Source organism: Nonomuraea sp. NPDC003201 (assembly GCF_053590415.1).
Genome location: NZ_JBSFTC010000399.1, coordinates 1 through 8,445, shown reverse-complemented (window position 1 = coordinate 8,445; position 8,445 = coordinate 1). Strand labels below are relative to the sequence as shown.

The 8,445-nt window shown below is 72.3% G+C and carries 10 protein-coding genes and 1 pseudogene; 7 read left to right on the top strand and 4 right to left on the bottom strand.

Annotation, left to right across the window (positions count from 1 at the left end; translation table 11 throughout):
- Nucleotides 1–140: 140 nt before the first annotated feature.
- Together ACWDX9_RS55555 and ACWDX9_RS55550 are read right to left on the bottom strand one after the other, a co-directional pair.
- Nucleotides 141–872 carry a CbtA family protein gene (locus tag ACWDX9_RS55555; RefSeq protein ID WP_449970784.1) on the bottom strand — a complete coding sequence of 244 codons (732 nt, stop codon included), beginning with the start codon at nucleotides 870–872 and terminating at the stop codon, nucleotides 141–143.
- 8 nt (nucleotides 873–880) lie between these two features.
- Nucleotides 881–1,069, bottom strand: a complete 189-nt coding sequence (locus ACWDX9_RS55550) for a CbtB domain-containing protein (RefSeq protein WP_192784851.1) — start codon at nucleotides 1,067–1,069, stop codon at nucleotides 881–883.
- Nucleotides 1,070–1,275: 206 nt separating this feature from the next.
- On the opposite strand from ACWDX9_RS55550, the gene ACWDX9_RS55545 reads away from it, so the two are divergent.
- The 6 genes from ACWDX9_RS55545 to ACWDX9_RS55520 all read left to right on the top strand — a co-directional run bounded on the left by ACWDX9_RS55545 (nucleotide 1,276) and on the right by ACWDX9_RS55520 (nucleotide 6,083).
- Nucleotides 1,276–2,370, top strand: coding sequence for a sensor histidine kinase (locus ACWDX9_RS55545; protein WP_449970781.1), 1,095 nt, complete (start codon nucleotides 1,276–1,278; stop codon nucleotides 2,368–2,370).
- Nucleotides 2,367–3,026, top strand: coding sequence for a response regulator (locus ACWDX9_RS55540; protein ID WP_449970780.1), 660 nt, complete (start codon nucleotides 2,367–2,369; stop codon nucleotides 3,024–3,026). Before ACWDX9_RS55545 ends, ACWDX9_RS55540 begins: the two co-directional genes overlap by 4 nt.
- Before the next feature lie 76 nt (nucleotides 3,027–3,102).
- The gene (locus ACWDX9_RS55535) at nucleotides 3,103–3,816 is read left to right on the top strand and encodes an ABC transporter ATP-binding protein (RefSeq protein WP_449970778.1); all 714 of its coding nucleotides are present in this window, start codon (nucleotides 3,103–3,105) and stop codon (nucleotides 3,814–3,816) included.
- Nucleotides 3,813–4,601, top strand: coding sequence for an ABC transporter permease (locus tag ACWDX9_RS55530; protein WP_449970775.1), 789 nt, complete (start codon nucleotides 3,813–3,815; stop codon nucleotides 4,599–4,601). Before ACWDX9_RS55535 ends, ACWDX9_RS55530 begins: the two co-directional genes overlap by 4 nt.
- Nucleotides 4,598–5,302: an ABC transporter gene (locus ACWDX9_RS55525; RefSeq protein WP_449970773.1), complete on the top strand. Its 705-nt coding sequence runs from the start codon at nucleotides 4,598–4,600 to the stop codon at nucleotides 5,300–5,302. The genes ACWDX9_RS55530 and ACWDX9_RS55525 overlap by 4 nt, the downstream gene beginning before the upstream one ends.
- A gap of 46 nt (nucleotides 5,303–5,348) precedes the next feature.
- Nucleotides 5,349–6,083 (top strand): dienelactone hydrolase family protein, encoded by a 735-nt coding sequence (locus ACWDX9_RS55520; protein ID WP_449970771.1) that lies wholly within the window; start codon nucleotides 5,349–5,351, stop codon nucleotides 6,081–6,083.
- 42 nt (nucleotides 6,084–6,125) lie between these two features.
- Here ACWDX9_RS55520 and ACWDX9_RS55515 read toward each other — a convergent pair whose 3' ends face one another.
- Nucleotides 6,126–7,319 (bottom strand): cytochrome P450, encoded by a 1,194-nt coding sequence (locus tag ACWDX9_RS55515; RefSeq protein WP_363971355.1) that lies wholly within the window; start codon nucleotides 7,317–7,319, stop codon nucleotides 6,126–6,128.
- Nucleotides 7,320–7,440: 121 nt separating this feature from the next.
- Nucleotides 7,441–7,923: a GbsR/MarR family transcriptional regulator gene (locus tag ACWDX9_RS55510; protein ID WP_449970768.1), complete on the bottom strand. Its 483-nt coding sequence runs from the start codon at nucleotides 7,921–7,923 to the stop codon at nucleotides 7,441–7,443.
- 140 nt (nucleotides 7,924–8,063) lie between these two features.
- On the opposite strand from ACWDX9_RS55510, the pseudogene ACWDX9_RS55505 reads away from it, so the two are divergent.
- Nucleotides 8,064–8,445: pseudogene (locus ACWDX9_RS55505) on the top strand (cytochrome P450); the annotation flags it as partial.

The following is an 8,445-nucleotide window of genomic DNA, read 5'->3' as shown; positions in this document are numbered from 1 at the left end:
CCCGGCCGCCGCCCTGGCCGCCGTCCGGGTCAAGGCGGTGGCCCTGGCCAGGCTCGCCGCGTCGGCGTGCGCGTCGGGCGCGGGGAAGCAGGCGGCCCGCATCCCCGGCGTGCTCGCGTGCCGTACGAACAGCACCCCGCTCAGCCCGGCGACGCGGCGGTCACCGGGCGGCGGGCCGCCCGGTCGCAGGCCCACCCGAACAGCACGCCGAAGGCCACCCAGAAGACGAGCTGAGTCCCCAGCGACGCGATCCTGAACTGCCACAACAGCGTGGCGGGGAAGCCGTCGGGCACCTCGTCCACGGTCGGCAGCAGGGTCCACGCCGCGATCACCGGAACCAGGAACGCCGCCACCGCCGCGCCCCACCTCGCCCACGGCCCGGCGGTGACCCGGCGCGCGGTGGCCACCGCGATCGCCGTCGCGGCCAGCCCGACGAGGATCGTGACCACGTAGAGCAGGGTGCGGCTGTTGATCGTCTCCGGGTCGCCCACGGCCGGTGGGTTGGCCGGATATTTCACGAACGGCACAAGGATCACCGCCACGAACGCCGTCCCGGCGGCGGCGAGGGCCAGCCCGCCGTCCGACCGGGGGCCGACCCGTCCGCGCAGGCCCGCGTACACGAGGGCGAAGATCCCTCCCACGGCCAGCCCGTACAGGCCCGTGGCCAGGAAGAGCCCGGCCTTCTGTCCCGGCCTGCCGACGAGTGCCTCCTCGCCGTGGTCATGGCCGGGCGCTTCCTGGGCGGCATGGGCCTCTTCCAGCGCGATGGCGCTGTCCACCCCCGGTTCCCCGAAGGCGAAGGCGAAGCCGCCCGCGATCAATCCGGCCAGCAGGCCCAGAAGCAGGCCCCTGACCAGCAGGGTGCGTACCATGCGCGCGCCTAGTGGCAGGGAACGCCGAGCAGGTGGCGTCCGTCGTGCATGAGTTCGTGCAGGTAGGCACCGGTTTGCGAGATGGCCCCGTTGTCCATCAGCACCAGGTAGGCGACCAGCAGCAGCACCGGAACGGCGAGCAGCCACAGCCGCAGACGGGGGAAGGGGATTGCCGAAGGAGTGGACAGACCACTCATACATGCCTCCTCAGGGATGACGCGTCCCGACCATCGAGGTCACGAAAGTCCAAGCGACCTGGCTCCCGGGATCTACGTCCCGGATACAGTGGCGCGTCCGCACCGGCATCTCACCGGATTTCCCTTGGACAACCGTGAAATCTACCGGAATGTATCCCTTACTCCCGTTCCCGTCAATGACGCGAGCGCCGCGTAAGGTACGGGGGATGAGGCGGTTCCTGGATGGGCCGGCCGCGGCGATCGTGGTCGGGATGTTCTGGTTGCCGCCGACGGTCGCCTCCGCGGATCGGTCACGGCTGGTGGCCGGGCTGGTGCTGGCCTGCGTCACAGGCGCGGTGATGGTCCTGCGGCGGCGGCTGCCGACCGTGTCGCCGCTGCTCGCCGCGGGCGCGACCATCGCCGGGAGCGTCCTGGGGGTGTGCCAGGACCCGATGCTGGCCGCGGCGTGGTGCCTGTATCCGCTCGCGGTCGCGCGCGCCGACCGCACCCGTACGATCGTCCTCGTCCTCGCCGGCCTCCTCACGACGCTGGCGACGGTGGCGGCGGTCCCGGGCGAGGACGCGAGCGGCGCCGGGCAGCGGCTGACGCTGGCCGTGGCCGCGTTGAGCGTGTCCTGGCTGCTCGGCACGGCGGCCGGCAGGCAGCTCGCGGCCGCCCGGGAGGCGGAACGGGCCCGGGTGCAACTGGCGGTGGCGCGTGACGTGCACGACGTCGTCGGCCACGCGCTCGGCGTGATCAGCGCGGAGGCGGGGGTGACCCGGAGCCTGGCCGACGCGAGCGAGCAGGAGTTACGCGACACGCTGGCCGGCGTCGAGTCGCACGCGAGAAGGGCGCTGGAGGAGATGCAGGCACTCGTACGCGGGCTGCGGTCCGAGCCCGGCGCACCGGAGGATGTGGTGGGGATCGCGCGGCTGGACGGACTCGTGGCGGCGACCCGCGCGGCGGGCGTGGACGTCGAGGCGCGCATCGAGGTGAACGGCCCGGTCGACGACGTGGCCGGGGCGGTGGCGTACCGGATCGTCCAGGAGTCGCTGAGCAACGTGGTGTGGTACGCCGCGGGCGCGGCCTGCTCGGTGCACCTTCGGCAGGACGGCGGGGAGATCGTCGTGCGGGTGCGCGACCACGGCCCGGGGGCTGGGCCGGCGCGCGGCGAAAACGGGCCGGCGCGCGGCGGGGACGGGTCGGGGCTGCGGGGGATGCGCGAGCGGGCGCGGCTGGTGGGCGGCACGGTGACCTGGGGAAACCATCCGGGGGGCGGGTTCGAGGTGCGCGCCAGGCTGCCGGTCAGGAGCGCGCCTTGAGCGGGGTCGTCAGCGTCTTCCTGGCCGATGACGACGACCGCTTCCGGGCCGCGTACCGGAAGTTGTTCGACCGGACCGAGGGGTTCCGGGTCGCCGGGGAGGCGGGCGACGGGGAGACGGCCGCGCGGCTCGTCGGCGCGCTCAAGCCCGCGGTGGCGCTGCTCGACGTTCAGATGCCGGGCATGAGCGGGCTGGAGGCGGCGCGCCGCATCCTCCCGGACGCGGCCACCCGGGTGATCATGCTGACGACCTTCGACCTGGACGAGTACGTCTATGAGGCGCTGACCCTCGGCGCGTCGGGGTTCCTGCTGAAGAACGCGTCCCCGCAGGAGGTGCTCCAGGCCGTCCGCACGGTCCACGCCGGCCACGCCATGCTGGCGCCGGAGGTCACCGCGCGGCTGATCCGCAGCTTCGCGCCCGAGCGCCCCGCGCGGCGGCACGCGTTCGCCGGGCAGGTGCTGTCCGAGCGCGAGGTGCAGGTCGTGCGGCTCGTCGCACGCGGGCACTCCAACCAGCAGATCGCCGACGAGCTGTTCCTGAGCGTGGAGACGGTCCGCACGTATCTGCGGCGCATGTTCGCCAAGCTCGGCGTGAACGACCGCACGCACCTGGCCGTGCTCGCCCACGAGGCGGGACTGCTGTACGAACCCCGGTAGGTGTCTCCTTTCGGGGGACGCGAGCGCGTGCTCTCCCGCCCCAGGCTGGCGACGTCCATCCGAGGCGAGGCAGGCGATGATCGAGATCTCACAACTCAGCAAGCGTTACGGGGCCAAGGCGGCCGTGGAGGAGGTCAGCTTCACCGCGCGTCCCGGCCGGGTCACCGGCTTCCTGGGCCCGAACGGCGCCGGCAAGTCCAGCACGCTGCGCGTCCTGCTGGGCCTGGACGCGGCGAGCGCGGGCACCGCGTTGGTCAACGGGATGCGGTACCGCGACCTGAGGCATCCCCTGCGCACGGTGGGGGCGCTGCTGGACGGAGCCGGCCCGGTGCCCGAGCGCCGCGGCGTCGACCACCTCACCTGGATCGCGCAGTCCAACCGGATCCCGCGGCGCAGGGTCCGGGAGGTGCTCGAACTCGTGGGGCTGGGCGAGGCGGCGCGGCGGCGGGTGAGGACGTACTCGCTGGGGATGGGGCAGCGGCTCGGCCTGGCCGCGGCGCTGCTCGGCGAGCCCGAGATCCTGGTGCTCGACGAGCCGGTGAACGGGCTGGATCCCGAGGGCATCCGCTGGATCCGGCGCTTCCTGCGGGACTACGCGGCGGCCGGCCGTACCGTGCTGCTCTCCAGCCACCTGATGACGGAAATGTCCGGCACCGCGGATGACGTGGTCGTCATCAACCGCGGGCGCGTCGTCACCCACGGCTCGCTCGCCCAGGTCACCGCCGGGCACCGCTCGCTGGAGGAGGCGTTCTTCGCGCTGACCGGCGACCCCGCGAGGCCGGGGTGGTGAGCGCCGTGCGGGCCGAGCTGACCAAGATCCTCACCCTGCCGCGCGTGTGGATCGCCACGGGCGTCGTCCTCGGCCTTCACGCGCTGGTCCTGATCCAGTCGGTCCGGCTGAACGCCGAGGCGGTCGCGGGCATCACCCCCGACGGCGTCATCGAGATCTTCACCGGGACGCCGCAACCGGCGACCGAGGCGATCCTCGGTCTCCTCGCCGCGTCCTCGCTGCAGATGGGCCTGCTCGTACCGGTCCTCGCCGCGGTGATCGCCGGGCAGGAGTTCCGCTCGAACCAGCTCGGGGTGACGGTGCTGGCCATGCCGCGGCGAGGCCGGCTGATCGCGGCCAAGGCCGTGGCGACCGCCGCGCACCTGCTCCTCGTGGCGGTCCTGATCGCGGGGATCAGCACCGCCTTCATGTACGCCGCCGTCGAGGACTGGAACCCGGGCCTGCTCGTGACGGGCGCCGCGTTCCTCGGCCACGGGAGGTTCGTGGCCTTCGCGGTCCTGTCCGGGCTGACCGGCTTCGGGATCACCGTCATCGCGCGCAGTACGCTCGTCGGCGTCATCGTCACCATCGCCCAGATCGCCGTCACCATGACACAGGCACTGGCCGGGGCCGCTCCCGCCCTGGACGCGCTCCTCCCCGTCAGCGCCGCCCGGAACCTGCTGCTCGACCCCGGGATCAACCGGCTCACCGCCGGCCCCGGGCACGCCCTCCTCGTACTGATCGCGTGGGCGGGGGTCACGACGGCGGTCGCCGGGATCACGCTCGGCAGGAGGGATGCGCGATGAGCGCCATCCGGCTCGCCGATCTGCTGCGCGCGGAGCTCACCAAGACCCGCACGCTCCCGGCGACCTGGGTCGCCCTGGGCGTCGCCTCCGCCGCGAACACCGTGCTCGGCCTCCTGGCGGCGACGGACTCCGTACGGCTCGCCGGGCCGGACGGGCCGGTCGCGATCGGGCAGCTGGGTACCCTCATGGTCGCGCCGGTCTACGTCTTCGTCGGGATCGCCGTCTTCGCGGCGGGCAGTGAGTACCGCGCCGGGCAGTTGCGCGTCAGCCTGGCCGCCGTCCCCGGCCGGCACCGGCTGGCCGCCGCCAAGCTCGCCGCGGTCACGGCGGCCTGCCTGCTCGCGGCGGGCCCCGCGGTCCTGCCCGGCCACCTCGTCCGGCCGGTCGCCGATCCGGCCGCCCTCCTGACGGTGTATCTCCTGCTCAGCCTCATCGCATACGGCTTCGCCGTCGTCGCGAGGGGCGTCGTGGCGCCGCTCGCCGTGCTGTTCGTCACGCCGGTCCTCATCTCGCCGGCGCTGCGCGGCAGCATGCCGGACGCGGTGCGGCTCCTCCCCCACGAGGCGGCCCTCAGCCTCCTCGGCCTGCCCGCGGACCCGGCCACCGCCCTGAACCGCACGGGCGGACTGCTGACGCTGATCGCCTGGGCCTGCCTGTCCGTCGGCGCCGGCTGGGCGGCCCTCGTCAGGCGGGACGCCTGAAGTGTTACGTTACGTTCCTTGCTCTTTGATCGGTTGAGGACTGCTGATGAGACAGGACGTGCGCGTCCCGCTGCCGGACGGCGGTTCGCTGGAGGCGACGATGGCGCTGCCGCAGGGGACGGCGCCCGCGGCCGGGTGGCCGGGCGTGGTGGTCCTGCACGAGATCTACGGCATCGAACCGGACATGCTGGACGTGGTGGACCTGTTCGCCGAGCACGGGTACGCGGCCGTCTTACCGGACCTGTACAGCCACGGCACCAGGGTCGGGTGCCTGACGCGGGCCATGCACCAGTTCGTGACCGAGAAGCCGGGCCAACCGGCCGCCGACATCGACGCCACCCGGCAGTGGCTGGCCGGCCGCGACGACGTCGACGGCGGCCGGCTCGGCGTGATCGGCTTCTGCATGGGCGGCGGGTTCGCCCTCGCGAACGCGGCGAGCGCGCCGCCCGGCGTACGGGCCGCGTCGGTCAACTACGGCGCGGTCCCCCGCGACCAGGAGCGGCTGCGGTCGGTGTGCCCGGTCGTGGGCTCCTACGGCGGCCGCGACCAGGGCTTCGGGCGGCACGGAACGCGGCTGCGCGAGCACATGCGGGCGCTCGGCCTCGAGCACGACGTCGAGATCTATCCGGACGCCGGGCACTCCTTCATGACCGACGGCCATCACCCCGTCGCGAAGCTCGCGCTGTTCCCGCTGCGGCACGGCCTCGTCCAGGCGGCGGCGGACGACGCGTGGCGGCGCACGTTCGCGTTCTTCGACAGGTACGTGGCAGGCGGCGAATAACGCATGACAGGCGGGAGGCCGCACGGCCTCCCGCCTGTGGGGTCAGACCAGCGGCAGGCGCCGCACGCCGGTCATGGTCGGCATGGGCATGAACACCACGGGGTCCTCCGGATCGGTGCGCAGGTGGTCGAACCGGTCGAGCAGGATGTTGAGGGCGACCCGGCCCTCCAGCCGGGCCAGGGGGGCGCCCAGGCAGAAGTGGATGCCGCGGCCGAAGGCGAGATGCGGGTTGGGGTCGCGGTCGGGGTCGAAGACGTCGGGGTCGGCGAACTGCCGGGCATCCCGGTTGGCCGCCCCGAGCCAGAGCAGGACCGTCTGATCGGCCGGTATCGTCACGCCGCCGAGCTCGGCCTCGCGGGTGGTGCCGCGGGCGATCAGGGCGAACGGGGTGAAGAAGCGCAGGGACTCCTCGATGATCGCCGGGATCGCGGCGCGGTCGGCCCGCGCCCTCTCCTGGTGCTCGGGGAAGGCGTCCAGGGCCAGGACCGTGTTGCCGAGCAGCATCGTCGTGGTGACGTGCCCGGCCAGCAGCAGGACGATCGCGAAGTTGACCACCTGCTCGTCGGGCAGGTGCTCCCCGTCCACCTCGGCCTCGACCAGCTTCGTGAGCAGGTCGGCGCGCGGCCGGCGCCGGCGTTCGGCCGCGTGGCCGGCGAGGTAGGCGGACATCTCCCACCACGACTTCATCGTGGTCTCCGTGTCCTGCTCCCGCCGTTCGAAGAGGTCGTCGAACGAGACCTTGGTGTCCTGCCGGAACAGCGTGTCAGCCCACTGCTTGAACAGCTCGCGATCGCTGCTGGGCACGCCCAGCAGCTCGGCGATGACGATGACCGGGAGCGGGTAGGCCAGGTCGCGCACCAGCTCGAACCCGCCGCGCTCGCGCGCCGCGTCGAGCAGTTCGTGGGTGACGGCGGCGATCCTCGGCTCGAGGTCCGCGACGACCTTGCGGGTGAAGGCGCTGCTGACCAGCTTGCGCAGCTTGCCGTGCTCCGGCGGGTCGATCTGGGTGATGAAGCCCTCCAGTGACAGCCCTTCCGGCTTCTGGTCCTCGGGGGCCAGGCGAAGGGTGTCGGAGGAGTACGTCGCGGGGTCGCCGAAGATCTCGTGCGTCTCGGGGTAACCGTAGACGTTCCACATGCCGGCGGCGGCGTTGTGCTCGACCGGCCCGCCCGGCCGCGGGCCGTGCAGCCAGAAGTGCTGTTCGGGGATGTTGTACCGCTCGACGATGTCAGACATCGTCACTCCCTTGATCGTTGGATGATTTTTCGGTTGAGCGGATCGCACGACCCGGCAGGGGACGCGGTGGCGTCGTGCCGGGGTCCTGCGATGAACGGCACGTGCTCCTCGACGATCATGTTCACCCGGAGTCCTGATCGTCGTCTTTCAGCCGTTTGCGATACTCCTCCCAGCGCTGGAGCGACTCGTCCGCGTCGCGCATGAGGAACTCGAAGAAGTCCCTCGTGTCCTGCAACAGCGCCCGCTGCTCGGCGCGGTCGTCACCGATGATCGACAGTCCGAGGTTCAGCGCCTCCGCGATCGGCTCGACACCGGCCAGCCGGCCCCGCATGATCTGGGCCCATCCTCCGCGAACGACCTGGTAGCGGTGCTCACGAGCCGACGTGGGGACGCGCTCGACCATCCCGCCGGCCTCCAGCTGCCTGGCGACCGTGCTGACCATGGTCTTGCTGACGCCGAGCTCGGCGGCCAGATCGGTGAGCGACTGGTCCGGCGGGTCGCAGATCAGCAGCCACGCGTACAGGCGGCCCATCGTCCGGCCCCCGGCGATGCGCTCCATGACGAGCCCCATCCGGTCGACGAACTCGGTCTCCTTCTGATCCACCTTGCCAACTCCGTGAGCGTCGTAAAGCACGTACTTGATGAAGTCTACGTCGCTGCCTCGTCCCTCGCGTTGCCGGGCGCTCGCAGATCGAGATACCGTGAACATCCAGATGATGTCATCATTCAATTGAGGGAGCCGATATGACCGACGTGCCCGAGGTCGACCTGACCGATCCCGCCGTGCTGGCGGACCCGTTCACCGCGTACACGAGCGCCAGGGAGCGGTCGCCCGTGGCGCGGCTGGTGGCGCCCGGGTTCGGCCCGTTCTGGGCGGTGACCCGGCACGAGGAGGCCAGGGCGATGCTGAGCGACCCCAGGCTGACGACCAACGAGCACAGCTACCAGCGGCCCGACGTGCCGGAGCACTGCCTGCCGTACCTGCGGACCATGTCGGAGATGAACGGCGCCGAGCACGCCCGGCTGCGCCGGCTGGTCGCGCCCGCGTTCACGCGGCGCAGGGCGGCCGAGTTCGGGCCGCGCATCGAGGCGATCGTGGAGCGGCTGCTCGACGAGCTGCCCGCGG

Excerpts from the sequence above, each read along its gene's own strand:
- ACWDX9_RS55550 (WP_192784851.1), bottom strand. The coding sequence starts at position 1,069 with ATGAGTGGTCTGTCCACTCCTTCGGCAATCCCCTTCCCCCGTCTGCGG.
- ACWDX9_RS55545 (WP_449970781.1), top strand. The coding sequence starts at position 1,276 with ATGAGGCGGTTCCTGGATGGGCCGGCCGCGGCGATCGTGGTCGGGATG.
- ACWDX9_RS55535 (WP_449970778.1), top strand. The coding sequence starts at position 3,103 with ATGATCGAGATCTCACAACTCAGCAAGCGTTACGGGGCCAAGGCGGCC.
- ACWDX9_RS55525 (WP_449970773.1), top strand. The coding sequence starts at position 4,598 with ATGAGCGCCATCCGGCTCGCCGATCTGCTGCGCGCGGAGCTCACCAAG.
- ACWDX9_RS55515 (WP_363971355.1), bottom strand. The coding sequence starts at position 7,319 with ATGTCTGACATCGTCGAGCGGTACAACATCCCCGAACAGCACTTCTGG.
- ACWDX9_RS55520 (WP_449970771.1), top strand. The coding sequence starts at position 5,349 with ATGAGACAGGACGTGCGCGTCCCGCTGCCGGACGGCGGTTCGCTGGAG.
- ACWDX9_RS55555 (WP_449970784.1), bottom strand. The coding sequence starts at position 872 with ATGGTACGCACCCTGCTGGTCAGGGGCCTGCTTCTGGGCCTGCTGGCC.